17 protein-coding genes, 1 rRNA gene and 1 pseudogene are annotated in these 20,990 nt (G+C 73.2%); 6 read left to right on the forward strand and 13 right to left on the reverse strand.

The window, feature by feature from the left end; genetic code table 11:
- A 16S ribosomal RNA gene (locus tag TNCT1_RS06960) occupies window positions 1-118 on the reverse strand; the annotation flags it as partial.
- An 824-nt stretch (window positions 119-942) separates the two neighbouring features.
- On the opposite strand from TNCT1_RS06960, the gene trpS reads away from it, so the two are divergent.
- Window positions 943-1,944 carry a tryptophan--tRNA ligase gene (trpS, locus tag TNCT1_RS06970; RefSeq protein ID WP_143629479.1) on the forward strand — a complete coding sequence of 334 codons (1,002 nt, stop codon included), beginning with the start codon at window positions 943-945 and terminating at the stop codon, window positions 1,942-1,944.
- Between the two features lie 89 nt (window positions 1,945-2,033).
- On the opposite strand, the gene proC is transcribed toward trpS, so the two are convergent.
- From proC to TNCT1_RS07000, 6 genes are all read right to left on the reverse strand, one after another.
- Complete coding sequence (gene proC / locus TNCT1_RS06975; RefSeq protein ID WP_143629481.1) at window positions 2,034-2,846, reverse strand: pyrroline-5-carboxylate reductase; 813 nt, start codon at window positions 2,844-2,846, stop codon at window positions 2,034-2,036.
- A gap of 105 nt (window positions 2,847-2,951) precedes the next feature.
- A complete protein-coding gene (locus TNCT1_RS06980; protein WP_143629483.1) occupies window positions 2,952-3,731 on the reverse strand; it encodes an ABC transporter permease in 780 nt (259 codons plus the stop codon).
- On the reverse strand, window positions 3,728-4,525 hold the full coding sequence (locus tag TNCT1_RS06985) for an ABC transporter ATP-binding protein (RefSeq protein WP_143629486.1): 798 nt from the start codon (window positions 4,523-4,525) through the stop codon (window positions 3,728-3,730). Before TNCT1_RS06985 ends, TNCT1_RS06980 begins: the two co-directional genes overlap by 4 nt.
- Window positions 4,526-4,643: 118 nt before the next feature.
- Entirely contained in the window at window positions 4,644-5,429 is a 786-nt protein-coding gene (locus TNCT1_RS06990; protein ID WP_143629488.1) for a class I SAM-dependent methyltransferase, read from the reverse strand.
- A 141-nt stretch (window positions 5,430-5,570) separates the two neighbouring features.
- A complete protein-coding gene (locus tag TNCT1_RS06995) occupies window positions 5,571-6,095 on the reverse strand; it encodes an EamA/RhaT family transporter (protein ID WP_143629490.1) in 525 nt (174 codons plus the stop codon).
- A 42-nt stretch (window positions 6,096-6,137) separates the two neighbouring features.
- Window positions 6,138-6,455 (reverse strand): SH3 domain-containing protein, encoded by a 318-nt coding sequence (locus tag TNCT1_RS07000; protein ID WP_143629493.1) that lies wholly within the window; start codon window positions 6,453-6,455, stop codon window positions 6,138-6,140.
- A 185-nt stretch (window positions 6,456-6,640) separates the two neighbouring features.
- On the opposite strand from TNCT1_RS07000, the pseudogene TNCT1_RS07005 reads away from it, so the two are divergent.
- A pseudogene (locus TNCT1_RS07005) lies at window positions 6,641-8,857 on the forward strand (PQQ-binding-like beta-propeller repeat protein).
- 53 nt (window positions 8,858-8,910) lie between these two features.
- On the opposite strand, the gene ilvD reads toward TNCT1_RS07005, so the two are convergent.
- The 4 genes from ilvD to TNCT1_RS07025 form a co-directional block, all read right to left on the reverse strand.
- Window positions 8,911-10,764 carry a dihydroxy-acid dehydratase gene (gene ilvD, locus TNCT1_RS07010; protein ID WP_143629496.1) on the reverse strand — a complete coding sequence of 618 codons (1,854 nt, stop codon included), beginning with the start codon at window positions 10,762-10,764 and terminating at the stop codon, window positions 8,911-8,913.
- 144 nt (window positions 10,765-10,908) lie between these two features.
- The gene (locus TNCT1_RS07015) at window positions 10,909-11,514 is read right to left on the reverse strand and encodes a TetR family transcriptional regulator (RefSeq protein WP_143629499.1); all 606 of its coding nucleotides are present in this window, start codon (window positions 11,512-11,514) and stop codon (window positions 10,909-10,911) included.
- Window positions 11,511-12,323, reverse strand: a complete 813-nt coding sequence (locus TNCT1_RS07020; RefSeq protein ID WP_143629501.1) for a sugar phosphate isomerase/epimerase — start codon at window positions 12,321-12,323, stop codon at window positions 11,511-11,513. The genes TNCT1_RS07015 and TNCT1_RS07020 overlap by 4 nt, the downstream gene beginning before the upstream one ends.
- A gap of 148 nt (window positions 12,324-12,471) precedes the next feature.
- A complete protein-coding gene (locus tag TNCT1_RS07025) occupies window positions 12,472-13,404 on the reverse strand; it encodes a Ppx/GppA phosphatase family protein (RefSeq protein ID WP_143629503.1) in 933 nt (310 codons plus the stop codon).
- Between the two features lie 71 nt (window positions 13,405-13,475).
- Here TNCT1_RS07025 and TNCT1_RS07030 point away from each other — a divergent pair, with 71 nt between their 5' ends.
- Complete coding sequence (locus TNCT1_RS07030; protein ID WP_143629506.1) at window positions 13,476-14,324, forward strand: hypothetical protein; 849 nt, start codon at window positions 13,476-13,478, stop codon at window positions 14,322-14,324.
- Here TNCT1_RS07030 and TNCT1_RS07035 read toward each other — a convergent pair.
- Window positions 14,321-16,003 (reverse strand): sigma-70 family RNA polymerase sigma factor, encoded by a 1,683-nt coding sequence (locus TNCT1_RS07035; RefSeq protein ID WP_143629508.1) that lies wholly within the window; start codon window positions 16,001-16,003, stop codon window positions 14,321-14,323. The genes TNCT1_RS07030 and TNCT1_RS07035 overlap by 4 nt on opposite strands.
- A gap of 186 nt (window positions 16,004-16,189) precedes the next feature.
- On the opposite strand from TNCT1_RS07035, the gene radA reads away from it, so the two are divergent.
- Complete coding sequence (radA, locus tag TNCT1_RS07040) at window positions 16,190-17,599, forward strand: DNA repair protein RadA (protein ID WP_143629511.1); 1,410 nt, start codon at window positions 16,190-16,192, stop codon at window positions 17,597-17,599.
- 81 nt (window positions 17,600-17,680) lie between these two features.
- The gene (gene disA, locus TNCT1_RS07045; protein WP_143629513.1) at window positions 17,681-18,805 is read left to right on the forward strand and encodes a DNA integrity scanning diadenylate cyclase DisA; all 1,125 of its coding nucleotides are present in this window, start codon (window positions 17,681-17,683) and stop codon (window positions 18,803-18,805) included.
- Window positions 18,806-18,962: 157 nt separating this feature from the next.
- Here disA and TNCT1_RS07050 read toward each other — a convergent pair whose 3' ends face one another.
- Entirely contained in the window at window positions 18,963-19,799 is an 837-nt protein-coding gene (locus TNCT1_RS07050; protein WP_174266185.1) for a hypothetical protein, read from the reverse strand.
- Window positions 19,800-19,991: 192 nt separating this feature from the next.
- Between TNCT1_RS07050 and TNCT1_RS07055 the strand changes: the two genes are divergently transcribed.
- On the forward strand, window positions 19,992-20,867 hold the full coding sequence (locus TNCT1_RS07055) for an A/G-specific adenine glycosylase (RefSeq protein ID WP_143629516.1): 876 nt from the start codon (window positions 19,992-19,994) through the stop codon (window positions 20,865-20,867).
- Window positions 20,868-20,990 lie beyond the last annotated feature (123 nt).

The following is a 20,990-nucleotide window of genomic DNA, read 5'->3' on the forward strand; positions in this document are numbered from 1 at the left end:
CCCACGTGTTACTCACCCGTTCGCCACTAATCCCCACCGAAGTGGTTCATCGTTCGACTTGCATGTGTTAAGCACGCCGCCAGCGTTCGTCCTGAGCCAGGATCAAACTCTCCGTGAATGTTTACTCGGCCAGAAAATTAATTCAGCCGGTTGAACACCACGAGAGCGGTGCGAGAGGAGGAATAGTCCCCTCGCACACAGCGTCCTCGCTGTGTTTTTCAAAGGAACCTCGTCCCGATCGTGATGACCGGAGACGGGGTATCAACATATCTGGCGTTGATTTTTGGCACGCTGTTGAGTTCTCAAGGAACGGTCGCTTCCTTTGTACTCACCCTCTCGGGCTTTCCTCCGGGCGCTTCCCTTCGTTCTTGCGTTTCCGACTCTATCAGATCTTTTCTCGACCCGATTTCCTCGGTGCTTTCCAGGTTCCCGCTTCCGCGTTTCCCTTTCCGGCGGTTCCGACTCTATCAGATCCTTTCGGCGTCCGATTCCCGGTCGGCGGGTTTGTCTTCGCGGCTGTTGGGCCGTTCCGACGAGTGGGACTTTAGCGGATTCCCGGCTCCCGAGCTAATCGGGGGCTGCGTCCTTTCGGACGCGGATTCCTCATTTCGCGAATACACACGCCAAAGCAGTCGACGCGGAACGTCGATGAAGTGGGTGGTACTGCGGAATGGCTGTCCGGGGACCGACCGGAGTCGGCGCTCACGTCGGACAACTCGGAGAACACTACGCACCGGGTCCGGGCGTGTCAACCCGCTCCCGGGGCGTACTCTGACGGCATGACCTCGCGTACGTGTACCCAGTTCTGGTGGGCCGCCTGACGGCGGCCGACCCACGTATGCACTCAACGGCCGCCGCTTCGGCGGCCGTTCTCGTATCTCCTCCAGGACTCCGGGGGCCGGCCGACCGGGACGGCGGTCTCGATCAGGAGATGGAGCGGAGATGACACGGGTCTTCAGCGGCATCAAGCCGACCGGACATCTGACCCTGGGGAACTACCTGGGAGCCATGCGGCGCTGGGCCGAGGTGGACCAGCACCGGTCGGACGCGCTGTTCTGCGTCGTCGACCTGCACGCGCTCACGGTGGACCACGACCCGGCGCGGGTGCTCAGACTGAGTCGGCAGGCGGCGACGCTGCTGCTCGCCTCGGGGCTCGACCCCGAGCTGTGCACCGTGTTCCTGCAGAGCCACGTGGACGAGCACACGCGTCTGTCGTACCTGCTGGAGTGCGTGGCCACGGACGGCGAGATGCGCCGCATGATCCAGTACAAGGAGAAGGCGCCGCGGGAGCGGGAGCGCGGCGGGAGCGTGCGGCTGTCGCTGCTGACGTATCCGGCGCTGATGGCCGCGGACATCCTGGCCTACGGGGCCGACGAAGTGCCGGTCGGCGAGGACCAGACGCAGCACGTCGAGCTGACGCGTGACCTGGCGGTGCGGTTCAACCAGCGGTACGGGCACACCTTCGTGGTACCGAAGGCCACTCCTCCGGAGGTGGCCGCACGGGTGATGAACCTGCAGGACCCGACGTCGAAGATGGGGAAGTCCGACGACTCGGGGCCGGGGATCGTCTATCTGCTCGACGAGCCCGACGTGGTGCGCAGGAAGGTCATGCGGGCGGTGACGGACAGCGGCAGGGACGTGGAGTACGACCGGGAGGGACGGCCGGGGGTGGCGAACCTGCTGGAGATCCTCGGCGCCTGCACCGGCGGGGACCCGGAGGCGCTGGCCGCCGGGTACGACTCGTACGGCGCCTTGAAGAAGGACACAGCGGAGGCCGTGGTGGAGGTGCTGCGCCCGGTGCGGGCCAGGCACCAGGAGCTGTGCGCGGACCCCGCCTACGTGGAGGCGGTGCTGCGCCGGGGCGCGGAGAAGGCGCGGGCGATGGCCCGGCCGACCGTCGACGCCGCCTACCGGGCGATCGGGCTGATGCCTGCCGTGTCCTAGCCCGTTGCGGGCACGGGCTGCCGGGCGAGGACGGGCTCCGGGGTGTCGGGTCGAGTCGGTGACCCGCCGCCCCGGGGCTCGCGCCCGGTTCAGTCCTTCTTGCCGGTGGCCAGCTCGCGACTCCGGTCGCGGGCCGCCTCCAGGGCGGCGATGAGGGCGGCGCGCACGCCGTGGTTCTCCAGCTCGCGGATGGCGTTGATCGTCGTACCGGCCGGGGAGGTCACGTTCTCGCGCAGCTTGACCGGGTGTTCGCCGCTGTCGCGGAGCATCACCGCGGCGCCTATGGCGGACTGGACGATCAGTTCGTGGGCCTTGTCGCGGGGCAGGCCGAGCAGGATGCCGGCGTCGGTCATGGCCTCGACCAGGTAGAAGAAGTACGCGGGGCCGGAGCCGGACAGCGCGGTGCAGGCGTCCTGCTGGCTCTCGGGGACGCGCAGGGTCTTGCCGACGCCGCCGAAGATCTCCTCGGCGTGCGCGAGGTGGGCCTCCCCGGCGTGGCTGCCGGCGGAGATGACGGACATGGCCTCGTCGACGAGGGCGGGGGTGTTCGTCATGACGCGGACGACCGGCGTGCCGGCGGCGAGGCGCTCCTCGAAGAACGAGGTGGGGATGCCGGCGGCGCCGCTGATGACCAGGCGGTCGGCGGAGAGGTGCGGGGCGAGTTCGTCCAGGAGGGCGCCCATGTCCTGCGGCTTGACCGTGAGGATCAGCGTGTCGGCGGTCTTGGCGGCCTCGGTGTTGGTGACCGGGGTGACTCCGTGCCGGGCGCGGAGTTCTTCGGCGCGTTCGGGGCGGCGGGCGGTGACCAGGAGGTCGGCGGGGGACCAGCCGGCCCGGATCATTCCGCTGAGCAGGGCTTCGCCGATCTTGCCGGTGCCGAGGACTGCGACTTTCTGGCTCATGCGGCTCAGTTTGGCACCGGCGCGGTGGGAAGCGGGCCGCTGTCCGGCAGGCGGGACGTGCCGGCGCGCCTCCCGCCGGCCGGGCCGGGGCCTGTCGGACGGGACCTAGGCGGTGCGCCGGCGCAGGGTCGCCGCGCCGAGGCACAGGACCAGGACGGCGCAGCCCGCCACGATCAGTGCGTCGCGTGCGAAGGCGGCGGTCATGTCGGTGTGGTGGAGGACCTCGTTCATGCCGTCGACGGCGTACGACATGGGCAGGACGTCGGAGACGGCCTCGAGCACGGGGTGCATGTCGGAGCGAGGGGTGAAGAGTCCGCAGAGCAGGAGCTGGGGGAAGATCACCGCGGGCATGAACTGGACCGCCTGGAACTCGGAGGCCGCGAAGGCCGAGACGAAGAGGCCGAGGGCGGTGCCGAGGAGGGCGTCGAGCAGTGCGACCAGCAGGAGCAGCCAGGCCGAGCCGGTGACGTCGAGGCCGAGGAGCCAGACGGAGAGTCCGGTGGCGAGGGCGGACTGGACGACGGCGACGGCGCCGAAGGCGAGGCCGTAGCCGGTGATGAGGTCGGCCTTGCCGAGGGGCAGGGCGAGGAGGCGTTCGAGGGTGCCCGAGGTGCGTTCGCGCAGGGTGGCGATCGAGGTCACCAGGAACATCGTGATCAGCGGGAAGATGCCGAGCAGCGAGGCGCCGATGCCGTCGAAGGTGCGGGGGCTGGCGTCGAAGACGTAGCGCAGCAGGACCAGCATCAGGCAGGGGACGAGGAGCATCAGCGCGATGGTCCGCGGGTCGTGGCGGAGCTGGCGCAGGACGCGAGCCGCGGTGGCGGTGGTGCGGGCGGCGCTGAACGCGCCGGTCGGGGCGGTGGCGGCCTGGGGTGTCGGGGTCATCGGGTCGGCTCCTCGGTGCGGTCCGCGGTGGCCGCCCGGTCCACCAGGCGGAGGAAGGCGGCCTCGACGGTGTCGGTGCCGGTACGGGTGCGCAGGTCGTCCGGGGTGCCCTCGGCGAGGATCCGGCCCTCGCGCATCAGGAGCAGCCGGTGGCAGCGCTCGGCCTCGTCCATGACGTGGGAGGAGACGAGGAGGGTGACGCCCCGGTCGGCGGCGAGGCCGTGGAAGAGGTGCCACAGGTCGCGGCGCAGGACGGGGTCGAGGCCGACCGTCGGTTCGTCCAGGACGAGGAGTTCGGGGGTGCCGAGGAGGGCGACGGCGAGGGAGACGCGGCTGCGCTGGCCGCCGGAGAGGTTGCCGGCGAGGGCGTCGGCGTGGCTGGTGAGGTCGACGTCGGCGAGGACGCGGGTGACGTCGTCGCGGCGGTCGGACCTGGTGCGGCCGGGGTCGAGGATCGCGGCGAAGTAGTCGAGGTTCTGGCGGACGGTCAGGTCGTCGTAGACGGAGGGGGCCTGGGTGACGTAGCCGATGCGGCTGCGCAGGGTGGCGTGTCCGGCGGGCAGGCCGAGGACGCTGAGGGTGCCGGAGACCTTGGCCTGGGTGCCGACGATGGAGCGGATGAGGGTGGACTTGCCGCATCCGGAGGGACCGAGCAGGCCGGTGACCTGGCCGCGCGCGACGGTGAAGCCGAGGTGGTGCAGGACGGTGCGGGGGCCGCGGACGACGGTGAGGTCGTCGGCGTGGACGGCGTCCGGCGCCGTGGGGCCGGGCGGGCCGGGCTCGTAATTCATCATGTGATGAATAATTGTCCCGCCGGTCCGGCGCCGTCAAGGGGCCTGCTCCCGTGCGCCGGAGACGCGAGCGGCGGCCCGGTAGGACCGGGCCGCCGCTGCACTGGGTCGGGCGAGGGGGTCAGGGTCTGGTCGCGACGAGCAGGAGCACGTCGTACGTCTCCTCGACGACACCGTCCGGGAAGACCTTCAGCAGATGGCCGCGCTCCTCCTCGAGGAAGGCGTCCCTGCGCTCCGCCGGGGCGACCAGGAACGCCGAGTGGCTGCCGATGTTGGCGAGGTGGGTGTCCAGCGGGACGCGCCGGCTCCAGCGGACGTCGCGACGGGTGAAGTCGAGGCGCCCGGTGGGGTCGGCCTGCGCGCGGTCGCCGGCCCCGCGCTTCTCGGCGGGGACGTCGACGCCGAGGAAGCGGCCGGTCCGCTCCGCCGACTCGGCGATCCACTCGACGTCCACCGCGTCGGTGTTCCACCACAGCGCCAGCGCCCCGCCCGGCCGCAGCACCCGCAGCGCCTCCGGAACCGACCGGGCGGGGTCGGTCCAGTGCCAGGCCTGGGCGTAGGTGACGAGGTCGGCGCGGGCGTCGGCGACGGGGAGGGCGTTGCCGTCGCCCCGTACGAGCGGGACGTCCGGCAGGGCGCGGCGGAACTCGGCGGCCATGCCCTCCCCCGGCTCGACCGCGAGGACCTCGGCCCCGCGGTCCCGCAGCAGTGCGGAGGCGATGCCGGTACCGGCGCCGACGTCCACCACCCGGGCGCCGGACAGGGGCCGGCCGGCCAGTTCCTCCACGGCGTCGAGGAGGGCGGGCGGGTAGGAGGGCCGGTTGGCGGCGTACTGGGCGGCGGCCGCGTTGAAGGAGTGGGCGCGCAGGCCGTGCGGCGGCTCGGCGGCGGCTCGGGACGTGGTCATGGAGCCATGCTGTCCACGCGGGCGGGCGGGGACACCGGCGGGTTCGTCCGCGTGGCCCGCCGGGAGCGGGTCACGGCGACGGTCACTCGCCGGCCGGCGACCGTCCCCGGATCACGCAGCGCCGCAGCGGACGGCTCCGTCCTACGGGCGGCGCTTGCGCTTCGACGGGTTGCCGGTGCGCCGGGAGGACCGGCGCTCGTACTCCTCGCGGGCCTTCTCGTACTCCTCGCGGTGCAGCTTCTCGCCCGGGGCCTCGGTGAGGGCGCGGAAGAAGTGGGCCAGCAGGGAGCCGACGAAGCCGATGGCGAGCAGGCCGCGCAGCGAGGCCTGCCGCTGGGGGTCGTGGCGCCTGCCGAAGCCCTCCCAGGTGTTGCGGAAGGCCAGCGCGCTGCAGACCGCGAACATGACGATGATCAGCACGGTCACGAAGGACTCGGTGCCGGCGATCCGCAGGCCGTCGTAGGCGAAGCGCAGCACCAGGCAGGAGACGACGGCCGCGGCGAGGGAGCCGGCCGCCACGCCGGCCCGGCGGGCCGCGTACCCCTGGTCGTGGTGCACCCAGGAGGTGCCGAAGAAGCGGAGGGGCTCGGGACGGGGGCCGCCGGGCGCGGCCTCGCCGCGCGCGGAGCCCGCCTGGTCCTCCGGGGTGCCGGTTTCGTCGCTCACGGGACGATTATGGCTCCGGGCGGCGGCGGGCTCCGGGCCGGGTCAGGAGCAGCGGGAGGCGACGTAGCCGTCGCTGCCGGTGTGCACGTAGGCGTCCGAGACGAACTCGCCGTTGTTGATGTTGTCCCAGATCTTCGAGGTGCCGTACGGGCCGGTCACGGTCGTGCCGGGCGTCTGGCAGAAGATCGGGACGCTGGCGCCCTCGGACAGGACCCGGACGATGCCGTAGCCGGTGCCGGGGCCGCTGCGGACGTTCAGCCGGACGCCCGGGGCGACCGGGTACGTGCGTACGGTCGCCTCCGCCGTCAGTGACGCGTCCTCGCCGTCGCCGGTGGCCGTGACCGTGTGGTCGGCAGACATGACAGACCTCCCCCGTCGAGCCCCATGACCGCGATGGGGCCTCCCCTTGATTGCCGCGTGCGCCGCGGCCCGGGATCCGGGTGCGCGACTCGCCCCCGGAGGCTAGCAAGCCGCCTCTGTCCCGTACGAGTCATCGACTAGGCTCCGTGCGTCGCGCGCACGGACGAACAGCACGGGGGTGGTCCATGGCGCCGCAGCGCAGCACCGGAGCCGGTACGGAAGCGGAACTTCCCGAGTACGCCGGTCGGTATCGCCTGGAGTCGTGTCTGGGCTCCGGTGGCATGGGCGTGGTCCATCTGGCCCGCAGTGACTCCGGACTGAAGCTCGCGGTGAAGGTCGTGCACGCCGAGTTCGCCAGGGACCGCGAGTTCCGGGGGCGTTTCCGGCAGGAGGTGGCGGCGGCCCGCAGGGTGAGCGGGGCCTTCACCGCTCCGGTGGTGGACGCCGACCCGAACGCCGAACGGCCTTGGATGGCGACGCTGTTCATCCCCGGCCCGACCCTTTCGGAGCACGTGAAGCGGAGCGGTCCCATGCCGCCCGCCCAGGTGCGCCGTCTGATGGCCGGGCTGGCGGAGGCCCTGCGGGACATCCACCGGGTGGGCGTCGTGCACCGGGACCTCAAGCCGAGCAACGTCCTGCTCGCCGAGGACGGCCCGAAGGTCATCGACTTCGGCATCTCCCGGCCGAAGGACAGTGAACTGCGCACCGAGACGGGCAAGTTGATCGGGACGCCGCCGTTCATGGCGCCCGAGCAGTTCCGCCGGCCGCGGGAGGTCGGGCCGGCGGCGGACATCTTCGCCCTCGGCTCGGTGCTGGTGCACGCGGCCACCGGGCGGGGGCCGTTCGACTCCGACAGCCCCTATGTCGTCGCGTACCAGGTGGTGCACGACGAGCCGGATCTGACCGGGGTGCCGGAGAGTCTGGCTCCGCTGCTGCTGCGGTGTCTGGCGAAGGAGCCGGAGGACCGGCCCACCCCGGACGAGCTGATGCGCGAACTGCGCTCGATGGCCGCCTCCTACGACACCCAGGCGTTCATACCCGCGCAGCGGACCGGCGACGGTCCCCCGCCGCCCCGGCCGGCCGCGGCGGAGCCGGCGCCGGAGTCCGAGTCGGCGCCCGAGTCGGAGTCCGGGCCAAAGTCCGAGTCCGAGTCCGAGTCCGAGTCCGGGCCCGAGTCCGGGCCCGGGTCGGAGTCCGCGTCCCGTCCCCGGCCCTGAAGCCGCCGGTCCGGGAGCCGGTCCGGGAGGCGGGTGGCCCTGGCCGCCGGGGTGCTCGCCGTCGTGCTGGGCGGTGCGCTCACGGGGCTGCTGTGGCCCGGCGGCGGCCCGGCGGACCGGGCGGCGGACGCGCCGGCCGCTGCCGCCGCCGTCACCTCCTGGCGGGCGAAGCCCGTCGGCCAGGGTTCCGGGATGCCGCAATGCCTGTACGGGGACGGGAAGTTGCTGTGCGTCCGGTCCGGCGTGGCGTTCGCGCTCGACCCCGCGGACGGTGCGCTGCTGTGGCGGCGCCCGGTCACCGGGGAGCGCGCGGCCGGGGCGCCGGTCCTCGTGGACGGCCTGCTCCTGGTACCGGTGGACGGCGGCCGCCGGGTGGCGGCGCTCGACCCGGCCTCCGGTGAGCGGCGGTGGCTGCGGGACCTGCCCCCGCACGGGGCGGCTCGGTTCGCCGGCGGCACGCTCCTGGTCACCGGCGCCGACGGGACGGTCACGGGATCGTCCGCGGTCTCCGGGGCCCGGAAGTGGCAGCGCCGGGTCGCCGGGCGGGACACCCCCTCGCTGACGCTCCCCGGCGGCGATCCGCTGGTCTACGCGGCCGGCTCCTCGGCGGACGGCGCGTACACGCTGGTCACCGCCCTCGACCCGGGCTCCGGCGCCGTCCGGTGGGACGCCCGCCTCGAGGGCCGGCTGCAGGTCGTCGGCAGCGAGGACGGTGCGCTGTTCCTGCTGGCCGTCGATCCGGCCACGGGGGACGCGACCGCGGTCGTGCGCTACTCACCCGCCTCGCGTTCGGTGCGCCGGGTCGCGCTGCCCGTCCGGCGGGTGGCGGCCCAGGCGGACGTGCGCGACGGGGTGGTCCACGTGCTGGCGGCCGGTGGCTCGCTGGACGCCGTCGACGTGCGCACGGGCCGCCGGCTGTGGCACCTGGAGACGTCCGTGAGCCGTGGTTCGGCGCCGGTCTCCTCGGCCGGCCGGGTCTTCTTCACCGCGCCCGACGGACGGCTCATCGCCGTGGACGCGCGCGACGGGAGCCTGCTGGGGCAGACGCCGCCCCGGCTCGGCCGGAACGCGGGCACGGTCACGGCCGTGCTGCCGGCCCCCCTCCTCGCCGGCCCCCGCGTGTACGCCGCCGCTCCGGACGGCACCGTGTTCGCCGTGCCCGCGAAGGACCCTTCGGCCTGGTGAGACGGCGCGCGGGGCCGCCCCCGGTGGAGGGCGGCCCCGCGCGGTGCTCCGGCTCAGCCGAGCTTGCTGACGTCGCGCACCGCGCCCTTGTCGGCGCTGGTCGCCATGGCGGCGTAGGCGCGCAGGGCGGCGGAGACCTTGCGGTCCCGGTTGCCCGGGGCGTAGTTCCCGCCCAGTTCCTCGTCGCGCCGGGCCAGCTCCGCCTCGTCGACCAGCAGCTCGATGGTGCGGTTCGGGATGTCGATGCGGATGCGGTCGCCGTCCCGGACCAGGGCGATGGTGCCGCCGGAGGCCGCCTCGGGGGAGGCGTGGCCGATGGAGAGGCCGGAGGTGCCGCCGGAGAAGCGGCCGTCGGTGATCAGGGCGCAGGTCTTGCCCAGGCCGCGGCCCTTCAGGTACGAGGTCGGGTAGAGCATCTCCTGCATGCCGGGGCCGCCCTTGGGGCCCTCGTAGCGGATGACGACGACGTCGCCGTCCTTGACCTCCTGGGTGAGGATGCGCTGGACGGCCTCCTCCTGCGACTCGCAGACCACCGCCGGGCCCTCGAAGGTCCAGATCGACTCGTCGACGCCCGCGGTCTTCACCACGCAGCCGTCGACCGCCAGGTTGCCCCTGAGGACCGCGAGGCCGCCGTCCTTGGAGTAGGCGTGCTCGGCGGAGCGGATGCAGCCGTTCTCGGCGTCGTCGTCCAGCGCCTCCCAGCGCTCGGACTGGGAGAAGGCCTCGGCGGAGCGGACGCAGCCGGGGGCCGCGTGCCACAGCTCGACGGCCTCGGGCGACGGGGAGCCGCCGCGGACGTCCCAGGTCTTCAGCCAGTCGGACAGGGAGGGGCTGTGGACGGCGTGGACGTCCTCGTTGAGCAGGCCGGCGCGGTGCAGTTCGCCGAGCAGGGCGGGGATGCCGCCGGCGCGGTGCACGTCCTCCATGTAGTACGTGCGGTTCTTCGCGACGTTGGGCGCGACCTTGGCGAGGCAGGGGACGCGGCGGGAGACGGCGTCGATCTGCTCCAGGCCGAACGGGACGCCCGCCTCCTGGGCGGCGGCCAGCAGGTGCAGGATCGTGTTGGTGGAGCCGCCCATCGCGATGTCCAGGGCCATGGCGTTCTCGAAGGCCTGGAAGGTGGCGACGTTCAGCGGCAGGACCGAGTCGTCGTCCTGCTCGTAGTAGCGGCGGGTGAGGTCCATGACCGTGCGGGCCGCGTTCTCGTACAGGGCGCGGCGGGCGGTGTGGGTGGCGAGGACCGAGCCGTTGCCGGGCAGGGAGAGGCCGATCGCCTCGGTCAGGCAGTTCATCGAGTTGGCGGTGAACATGCCCGAACAGCTTCCGCAGGTCGGGCAGGCGTTCTCCTCGATGCGGAGGATGTCCTCGTCGGAGATCTTGTCGTTGACGGCGTCGGAGATCGCGTCGACGAGGTCCAGGGTGCGCACCGTGCCGTCGACCAGCGTGGCGCGGCCGGACTCCATGGGGCCGCCGGAGACGAAGACCGTCGGGATGTTCAGGCGCAGGGCCGCCATCAGCATGCCCGGGGTGATCTTGTCGCAGTTGGAGATGCAGACGAGGGCGTCGGCGCAGTGGGCCTCGACCATGTACTCCACCGAGTCCGCGATCAGGTCGCGGGAGGGCAGGGAGTAGAGCATGCCGCCGTGGCCCATGGCGATGCCGTCGTCCACCGCGATGGTGTTGAACTCGCGCGGGATGCCGCCCGCCTCCTTGATCGCCTCGCTGACGATCCGGCCGACCGGCTGCAGGTGGGTGTGGCCCGGCACGAACTCGGTGAAGGAGTTGGCGACGGCGATGACCGGCTTCCGGCCGATGTCCGCACCGGGTACACCGGAGGCGCGCATAAGGGCGCGGGCGCCCGCCATGTTGCGGCCGTGGGTGACTGTGCGGGACCTCAGCTCGGGCATCTTCGCTCGCTCCTTCGAAGACCTTCTGCCAGTGAGTACTGACTCCTCCGAGCGTACGCCGCCGCTCCAAGGGATGGACAAGCCTGTCCGGATTCCGGGACGCGTGTTTCACGGGGCCGTGGCCGGGACGGGCCGGCGCGGCTGTCAGGGCTCGGTCAGATGGCGCTGCACCACGGGGGCGACCCGCGCGACGATCTGTTCCAGGTCCGCCGAGGCCAGCGGCTCCAGCTTGATCACATACCGCATCATCGCCGCGCCGACGAGCTGCGCGGCGGCCAGTTCGGCGCGCAGTTCCGCGTCCGGCAGGTCCACCTGGGCGGCCACGCGGCGCAGCAGCTGGGAGGCGACCAGACGGCGGAAGACGGCCGCCGCGGTCTCGTTGTTCACGGCGGACCGGAGGATCGCGAGCAGGGGCGTCCGGGTCGTGGGGTTCTCCCAGACGCCGAGGAGGAAGCGGGTCAGCCGTTCGCCGACCTCGGCCGGCGGGACGTCGGCGATCGCGTCGGGCACCTCGAGCGCGGGCGCGAAGGCGACCGCGACGGACGCCTCGAAGATCTGTTCCTTGGTGCCGAAGTAGTGGTGGACGAGCGCCGAGTCGACCCCGGCGGCCTTGGCGATGCCGCGTACGGACGTCTTCTCGTAGCCGCGCTCGGAGAACTCCTCGCGGGCGGCGGCCAGGATGCGGTCGCGGGTGCCGGCGGACTCGGTGCGCGGGGGCCGGCCCCTGCGGCGCGAGGTGGCGCCGGTCATCGCCGGGGCACCCGCACGGCGGCGGCGAGGTGCTGCCGGGTGAAGGCCAGGGCCTCGGCGAGGTCGGCCTCACGCTCGGCGCCGGACATCGCGCGCCGGGTGTTGACCTCGATCACCACGTGGCCGTCGAAGCCGGTGTGCGTGAGCCGCTCCAGCAGTTCGGCGCAGGGCTGGTTGCCGCGGCCGGGCACCAGGTGCTCGTCCTTGGCGGAGCCGCGGCCGTCGGCGAGGTGGACGTGGCCGAGCCGGTCGCCCATGCGGTCGATCATGGCGAGCGCGTCGGTGCGGGCCGTCGAGGTGTGGCTGAGGTCGATCGTGAAGTGCCGGTAGTCGTCCTTGGTGACGTCCCAGTCGGGGGCGTAGGCCAGCATCTCGCGGTCGCGGTAGCGCCACGGGTACATGTTCTCCACGGCGAACCGCACGTCCGTCTCGTTCGCCATCCGCCACACGCCGGTGACGAAGTCGCGGGCGTACTGCCGCTGCCAGCGGAACGGCGGGTGGACGACGACCGTGTCGGCGCCCAGCTTCTCGGCGGCCGCGCGGGCCCGCTGGAGCTTGACCCACGGGTCGGTGGACCAGACGCGCTGGGTGATCAGCAGGCAGGGGGCGTGCACGGCGAGGATCGGGATGCCGTGGTAGTCGGACAGCCGGCGCAGGGCCTGGATGTCCTGGCTCACCGGGTCGGTCCACACCATGACCTCGACGCCGTCGTAGCCCACGCGCGCGGCGATCTCGAAGGCGGTCGCCGTCGACTCCGGGTACACCGAGGCCGTCGACAGGGCGACCTTTACGTCCCTTGGTTCAGCCACGTCCGTCACCTTACGGGGTCGGGCGACCCGGGTGCGGGGTGCCGGTTCGCCATTGTGAGCTTTGCCATCCGCGTGGTCGCGCGGCATGCCGGGCCGCTCGCGCGCGCGGCGGCGGCATGTGCGGATACGGTTCCGCACCCCCGGGCACTCAGTCGGAGCCCATGTGGTCGAGGCGGCGGAGGATGACGCCCTCACGCAGCGCCCAGGGACAGATCTCCAGGCTCTCCACGCGGAACAGGTCCATCGCGCCCTCGGCCACCAGGGCGCCGGCGAGGAGCTGGCCGGCCCTGCCCTCCGAGACGCCGGGGAGTTCCGCGCACTGCTCGGCGGTCATCCCGGCCAGCCGCGGCACCCAGGCCTCCAGGGACTCGCGCTTGAGCTCGCGCTGGACGTAGAGGCCCTCCGCGCTGCGGGCGGCACCGGCGATGCGGGCCAGCTGCTTGAAGGTCTTGGAGGTGGCGACCACGTGGTCGGGGGCGCCGAAGCGGCTGAACTCGCCGACGGTGCGGGCGATCTCCGTGCGGACGTGGCGGCGCAGGGCGCGCACGTCGTCGGGTGCCGGCGGGTCGCCGGGCAGCCAGCCCGCGGTGAGGCGGCCGGCGCCGAGCGGCAGGGAGACGGCGGCGTACGGCTCCTCGTCCATGCCGTAGGCGATCTCCAGGGAGCCGCCGCCGATGTCCAGGACCAGCAGCTTGCCGGCGGACCAGCCGAACCAGCGGCGGACGGCGAGGAAGGTGAGCCGGGCCTCCTCCGGGCCGGTGAGCACCTGGAGCCGCACGCCGGTCTCGTTCTCCACGCGCGCGAGGACGTCGTCGGCGTTGGTGGCCTCCCGGACGGCGGAGGTGGCGAACGGCAGCAGGTCCTCGACGCCCTTGTCCTCGGCGGCCTGGAGCGCGTCCCGGACCACGTCGACCAGCCGGTGGATGCCGTCGTCGCCGATGGCGCCGCTGCCGTCGAGCAGTTGGGCGAGCCGCAGGTCGGCCTTGTGGGAGTGCGCGGGCAGCGGCCGTGCGCCGGGGTGGGCGTCCACCACCAGCAGATGCACCGTGTTGGAACCCACGTCCAGGACACCGAGTCTCATGTACGGAACGCTACTGCCAGAACCTGCGTCCTCGGTCCCCGTTGCGGGCCCGGGCCACTTACCCTGGACGCGTGCCAAAGACGAAAAAGGCGAAGGACGACAAGTCGTCCAAGTCCGGCAAGACGCCCAGAAAAGCCCCGAAGGTGAGTGACGAGAAGGGGCTCGACTTCGCGCGCGCGTGGGTGGAGTTCCCTGATCCGGCGGACGACGAGCAGGTGTTCCGCTGCGATCTGACATGGCTGACCTCTCGCTGGAACTGCATCTTCGGCAGCGGCTGCCAGGGCATCCAGGCGGGCCGCGCCGACGACGGGTGCTGCTCGCTGGGCGCGCACTTTTCCGACGAGGACGACGAGAAGCGCGTCGCCGAGCACGTGGCGCGGCTCACGCCCGAGATCTGGCAGCACCACGACGAGGGCACCCGCAACGGCTGGATCTCCGAGGACGAGGAGGGGTCCCGGCAGACCCGGCCCTTCCAGGGATCCTGCGTCTTCCAGAACCGTCCGGGCTTCGCGGGCGGCGCGGGCTGCTCGCTGCACATCCTCGCCCTGAAGGAGGGCCGGGAGCCGCTGGAGACCAAGCCGGACGTCTGCTGGCAGCTCCCCATCCGGCGCACGTACGACTGGATCGACCGGCCGGACGACACCCGCGTACTGCAGGTGTCGATCGGCGAGTACGACCGCCGGGGCTGGGGCCCGGGCGGCCATGACCTGCACTGGTGGTGCACCTCGGCCACCTCGGCGCACGGCGCGGGCGAGCCGGTGTACGTCTCCTACCGGGCGGAGCTGACCGAGCTGATGGGCAAGGCCGGCTACGACCGCCTGGCCGAGCTGTGCGAGCAGCGCCTGGCCTCGCAGCTCCCGCTGGTCGCGCCGCACCCCGCGGACCCGGAGATTCCTCAGGCACTGCCGGACGGCCCTTAGGGCCTGTCTGACGGGCTCGGGCCGCCGTCGTCGTCGGTGGGCGGCAGGGACGAGCTCGGCGGGTCGGACGGTGCCGGATCGGACGGGGTGGCCGGCGGGTCCGAGGGCGAGGGGGGCGGACTGGACGGCGGGTCGGTGTGGGCCGGGGGCGTGGGGCTCGGGTCGGGGGCGTGCGTCGAGGGCGGGGCCGGGGGGCCGCCGGGGGCGGTGCCGTAGCCGTCGATCGTGACCGCGGCGCCGGCCGGTGAGACCGCCACCCGCGCGTGCCAGTGGCCGGACGGCTCGCGCAGCCGGTCGACGTGCACCTTGATCGTGAACGTCTCGCCGGGCCGCAGCGTTCCGGACGACCGGCTGAAGTAGAGCCAGGACGCCGAGGTCGACGCGGACCAGTGGACCGGTTCCGAGCCGGACACGGTGAGTGTGATCAGCGTGGTCTCGCCGTCGGTGCGCGCGCCGACCGCGAGCTGCCCGGCGCCCTTCCTGCCGCTCCCGCCGACGCTGACGACCTCCACGGAGACGTCCGTCGTGCCCTTCCCGCGCGGGGCGCCGGACGGCTTCACCCGGGCGTTGCCCGCGTTCTCGTAGCCGCCGCCGGTGTCGCCGCCGAACGCGTCGGGGCCCTGCGCCTCACGCGCGGGGCCCGGACGGCCGTCCTCGCCGCCCACCGGCGCGCCCCGGTACGCGGCCCACAGCGCTAGCACGGGGGCGGCGACCACGGTGGCCACGACGGTCGTGGTGACGGCACGCGCGCGGAGCCGGTCGCGACGGGCTGCGCGGTCCTTGGGGTCCATCGGGAAGCCGCGCCGGTCGAAGCGTGGCGCGGCCGCGCCACGCGCGCGCGGGTGGTGCGCGAGGGCGACGTGCAGGGCCGCGCGGGGCGCCTGCAGGACCGGCAGCTCGGCGGGGGTGACCGTGGCGCCGGGCCAGCGGCCGGGGACGGCCCGCTCGGCGGTGCGGCGGCAGCGCGGGCAGTCGTCGACGTGCCGGACCAGCTCTCGGCGCAGGGTGGCGCTGAGGACCAGCCGGCTGTCTCCGGTGAGGTGGGCCACGCTCGGGCAGCCGCCGGTCTCCACCACCGCGAGCGCCGCCCGGGTCCGCTCGACCTCGCAGGCCGCGGAGGCCAGCAGCTCGCGCGCGGCGGCGGGCGTCATGCCGAGGACGGCGGCGACCTCGGGCGCGGCGAGGTGGTGGCGGACGGCGAGCTCCAGCGCCTCGCGCTGCTCCGGGGAGGTGCCGGCCGCCTCCGGCCAGGCGAGCAGGGCGAGTTCACCGCGCCGTTGCTCCACGACCTCCGGGGCCGCGGGCGGATCGGCCGGCCGTTTCGCGGCGGCCGGCCGGCCCGACGCGTGGCCGGCCTGGCGTTTCCGCCGGGCCTCGGCGAGCCCGCGCAGACACGCCCAGCGGGCCAGGGCGTACAGCCAGGCCCGCTGGTCGGCGGCGTCCGGGACCCGCTGGCCGCGCCGCTCGGCGACCGCGAGGACGTCCCCGAGGGCCGCGGTGGCCGCGTCGTGGTCGCACAGCACCGACAGGCAGTAGGTGAACAGACCGTCCAGGTACGGCTCGTAGCGCGCCGGCGGTCGCTGCGCGAGGGTGCGCGCGGCGGCTCGGTCGCGCGCCTCCCGGTGTGTCCGATGTGCGCCGGTGGTGCGGGTCGTCGTCTCCGGACTGCTGCTCATCACCCGTGCGACCGTAGGCGGCGGCGCAGTGCTCCTTCCGGCACCTTGAGCTCTTTTAATTCGTACGGGTGAAACGATCCCTCATAAGGGGACAGGAACCTTTCGTTCCGCGGCCTCCGCCCGATGGGCCGTGACCGGTGCCGGGCGGCCCTCGGGGGCGTTGTCAGTGGGGCGGGCTACGGTTTCCGCATGGCTGCCCGTACCAAGTCCACCAAGGACCGCCCGTCCTACCGCTGCACCGAGTGCGGCTGGCAGACCGCCAAATGGCTCGGCCGCTGCCCGGAGTGCCAGGCCTGGGGCACGGTCGAGGAGTACGGCGCGCCCGCGGTCCGCACGACGGCGCCGGGCCGCGTCACCAGCTCGGCGGTGCCCATCGGCCAGGTCGACGGCCGTCAGGCCACCGCCCGCACCACCGGTGTGCCGGAGCTGGACCGGGTGCTCGGCGGCGGCCTGGTGCCCGGCGCGGTCGTCCTGCTCGCGGGCGAGCCCGGCGTCGGCAAGTCCACGCTGCTGCTGGACGTCGCGGCCAAGTCGGCCAGTGACGAACACCGCACCCTCTATGTGACGGGCGAGGAGTCGGCGAGCCAGGTGCGGCTGCGCGCCGACCGCATCGGCGCCCTCGACGACCACCTGTATCTGGCCGCCGAGACCGATCTGGCGGCCGTCCTCGGCCACTTGGACGCGGTGAAGCCGTCCCTGCTGATCCTGGACTCGGTGCAGACGGTCGCCTCGCCGGAGATCGACGGCGCGCCCGGCGGCATGGCCCAGGTGCGGGAGGTGGCCGGCGCGCTGATCCGCGCCTCCAAGGAGCGCGGCATGTCCACGCTGCTGGTGGGCCACGTCACCAAGGACGGCGCGATCGCGGGCCCCCGGCTGCTGGAGCACCTGGTGGACGTCGTCCTGCACTTCGAGGGCGACCGGCACGCCCGTCTGCGCCTGGTGCGGGGCGTGAAGAACCGCTACGGCGCCACCGACGAGGTCGGCTGCTTCGAACTGCACGACGAGGGCATCACCGGCCTCGCCGACCCGAGCGGGCTCTTCCTGACCCGCCGGGCCGAACCGGTCCCGGGCACCTGCCTGACGGTCACCCTGGAGGGCCGGCGCCCGCTGGTGGCGGAGGTGCAGGCGCTGACCGTGGACTCCCAGATCCCCTCCCCGCGCCGGACCACGTCGGGCCTGGAGACCTCCCGGGTGTCGATGATGCTGGCGGTGCTGGAGCAGCGCGGGCGGATCAGCGCGCTCGGCAAGCGGGACATCTACTCCGCGACGGTGGGCGGGGTGAAGCTGTCCGAGCCCGCCGCCGACCTGGCGATCGCCCTCGCCCTCGCCTCGGCCGCCAGCGACACCCCCCTGCCGAAGAACCTCGTCGCCATCGGCGAGGTCGGGCTCGCGGGCGAGGTGAGACGGGTCACCGGCGTGCAGCGCAGGCTCGCCGAGGCGCACCGGCTGGGCTTCACGCACGCCCTCGTACCGGGCGATCCGGGCAAGGTCCCGGCCGGGATGAAGGTCCTGGAGGTGGCCGACATGGGGGACGCGCTGCGGGTGCTGCCGCGCTCCCGTCGCCGAGAGGCCCCACGGGAGGCGGAGGACCGCCGGTAGACTTTGCCCAGGTCTCGCCCGTCCGTACGAACCGAGTGCGCACGACGGCGGCGCCAAAGAACCTGCGACCGGAGGAGTGCAGTGGCAGCCAACGACCGGGCAGCAGCTCCCGGAAAGTCCGGTGGGAGTGCCGGTTCCGATCGCCTGATGCGCGCCTCGCTGAGCGCCGTGGCTCCCGGCACGCCCCTGCGCGACGGCCTGGAGCGGGTCCTGCGCGGCAACACCGGCGGGCTGATCGTCCTCGGCTCCGACAAGACCGTCGAGGCGATGTGCACCGGCGGTTTCGTCCTGGACGTGGAGTTCGCCGCGACGCGGCTGCGGGAGCTCTGCAAGCTGGACGGCGGCATCGTGCTCTCCTCCGACCTGTCCAAGATCCTGCGGGCCGGCGTGCAGCTCGTGCCGGACCCGACCATCCCGACGGAGGAGACGGGCACCCGGCACCGCACGGCGGACCGGGTCTCCAAGCAGGTCGGCTTCCCGGTGGTCTCCGTCTCCCAGTCCATGCGGCTGATCGCGCTCTACGTGGACGGCCAGCGCCGCGTTCTGGAGGACTCCGCGGCGATCCTCTCCCGCGCCAACCAGGCCCTGGCCACCCTGGAGCGGTACAAGCTCCGCCTGGACGAGGTCGCGGGCACGCTTTCGGCGCTGGAGATCGAGGACCTGGTGACGGTCCGGGACGTCTCGGCGGTCGCCCAGCGCCTGGAGATGGTCCGGCGCATCGCCACCGAGATCGCCGAGTACGTGGTCGAACTGGGCACCGACGGGCGTCTTCTCGCGCTGCAGCTCGAAGAGTTGATCGCCGGCGTGGAGCCCGACCGCGAACTGGTCGTCCGGGACTACGTCCCCGAGCCCACCGCGAAGCGGTCCCGCACGGTGGACGAGGCGCTCGCCGAGCTGAACGCCCTGACCCACGCCGAGCTCCTCGAAATGGGCACGGTGGCGCGGGCGCTGGGCTACACGGGCTCTCCCGAGACCCTCGACTCCGCGGTGTCCCCGCGCGGCTTCCGGCTGCTGGCCAAGGTGCCGAGGCTGCCGGGCGCGATCATCGACCGCCTGGTGGAGCACTTCGGCGGACTGCAGAAGCTGCTCGCGGCGAGCGTGGACGACCTGCAGACGGTGGACGGCGTCGGTGAGGCCCGGGCCCGGAGCGTGCGCGAAGGCCTGTCCCGCCTGGCCGAGTCGTCGATCCTCGAGCGCTACGTCTGACCGGACCGGCCGTCGTCGCCGCAGCCGTCGCGGGCATGCGTCCCCGCGTGATCGCGGACGGCATGCGCGCCTCCCCAGGGCCTTGAGTGGCCTTGGGGTTTCCCGCACCCCGGGCCGGCCACGCCGCAGGGCGCCTCACCAGCGGCAGCGCCCCGCGCTAGTCGGCCGACAGCACGAACGAGGCCCGCGCCTTCGCGAATCCCGGCGCCTTCGCCTCCAGCAGGTACGTCCCCGTCTTGGCCGACCCCGCCGGCGGTGTGGCGCACTCCGGCGCGCTCGGCTTGCGGTCCCACTTCACCGTGTACGTGATGGTCTGGCCCGCGTCCACCCGGAAGAGCAGGCTCGCCGCGTCCTTCGGGCAGTCGGCCGACGACCAGTACGCGTCGTCGCCCTCCGCCGGCGTGATGGTCAGCACCGCCTTCTTCGGCCCGAGATCGACCTTGCAGTCACCGGACGAGGAGTTCTTCACCACGAGTTCGAACTCCGGTGTCTCGTCGGGCGAGTAGGAGTTGTGCACGCTGCGCAGGGTCAGCGTGACCGCGCCGGCCGTGCAGTCGGGCAGTGTGGTGGACGCGGGCAGCGCGTCGCCCGCGACGACCCCGCCGCCTCCGGCCGCCGACCCGCCGCCCGGGCCGCCCCCGGAACCCCCGTCGGACCCGCCCGCACCGGAGCCGCCCTTGCCGTCCGAGCCGGAGTCGGAACCGGAGCCGGAACCCGAGTCACTCCCGCCGGTGTCCCCGCCGCCGCCCGACTCGTCGCGCCCGCCCGGGTGTTCGCTGTAGGCCGGTCCCGACGAGGACGGGCCCGGCGCGATGGTGGACGCGGGATTCTTGCCGTTCGGCCCGTCGGCGCCGTTCCTGCCGCCCCCGCCGCCCCACGTCACCATCCAGGCGATCAGCAGCGCCAACAGGGCGAGAACGGACAGCAGTAGGACCCTCCGTCGCCAGTAGATGGAGGAGGGAAGCGGCCCGACCGGATTGCGCAGAGATCCCACGGCGCAAACTGTACGAGAGATCGCCGCTCGCGCTCGCTTCACCCGCCGCCCGGTCGGCAACTTTTCCGGATCATCATCCCGGTAACTGCCGCGGCGGAAAGGCTTCTTCACGCACCGCTACGCGACGCGACGCTCCGCTACCGCGCCGTGGTCGGCCACACCCCCGCCGAGCCGTGGCAGGATCGGAAGGCCATGACTGAGAAGCTGCACGCCCCCGTGATCGCCTGGTTCGACTCCCACGCCCGCGACCTCCCCTGGCGCCGCCCGGATGCGGGCCCCTGGGGCGTGATGGTCAGCGAGTTCATGCTGCAGCAGACTCCGGTGAGCCGGGTGCTCCCGGTGTACGAGCAGTGGCTCGAACGCTGGCCGCGCCCCGCCGACCTCGCCAAGGAGGCTCCCGGCGAGGCGGTGCGCGCCTGGGGCCGGCTTGGCTACCCGCGCCGCGCCCTGCGTCTGCACGGAGCGGCCGCGGCCATAACGGAACGGCACGGCGGCGACGTACCGACGGACCACGCGCAGTTGCTGGCACTCCCCGGGATCGGCGAGTACACGGCCGCCGCGGTGGCCTCCTTCGCGTACGGGCAGCGCCATCCGGTGCTGGACACGAACGTGCGCCGGGTCTTCGCGCGGGCGGTGACGGGCGTGCAGTACCCGCCGAACGCCACCACGGCCGCCGAGCGGCGGCTGGCCCGGGAGCTGCTGCCGGAGGACGAGGGGACGGCCGCGCGCTGGGCCGCCGCCTCCATGGAGCTGGGCGCGCTGGTGTGCACCGCGAAGAACGAGGGGTGCGCGCGCTGCCCGATCGCCGCGCAGTGCGCGTGGCGGCTCGCGGGCAAGCCGGAGCACGAGGGTCCGCCGCGCCGGGGCCAGACGTACGCGGGCACGGACCGCCAGGTGCGCGGCAAGCTGCTCGCGGTGCTGAGGGAGGCGCACGCGCCGGTGCCGCAGGCGGCGCTGGACCGGGTCTGGCACGAGCCGGTGCAGCGCGCCCGCGCGCTCGACGGACTGGTGACGGACGGCCTGGTGGAGCCGCTGCCGGGCGGCCTGTACCGGCTGCCGCTGACCTGACGCACGGCCAAGTCACGTCCGGCCGGGATCCGTTACGACTCCGACAACCCGACAAACAGCCGGATAATCGGACATAAGCGCCGCACTCCTTACCCCGTACCTACTTCCGTTACACAACCGACG

Origin of the sequence: Streptomyces sp. 1-11, from assembly GCF_007176755.1 — a bacterium.
Lineage (GTDB): Bacteria > Actinomycetota > Actinomycetes > Streptomycetales > Streptomycetaceae > Streptomyces.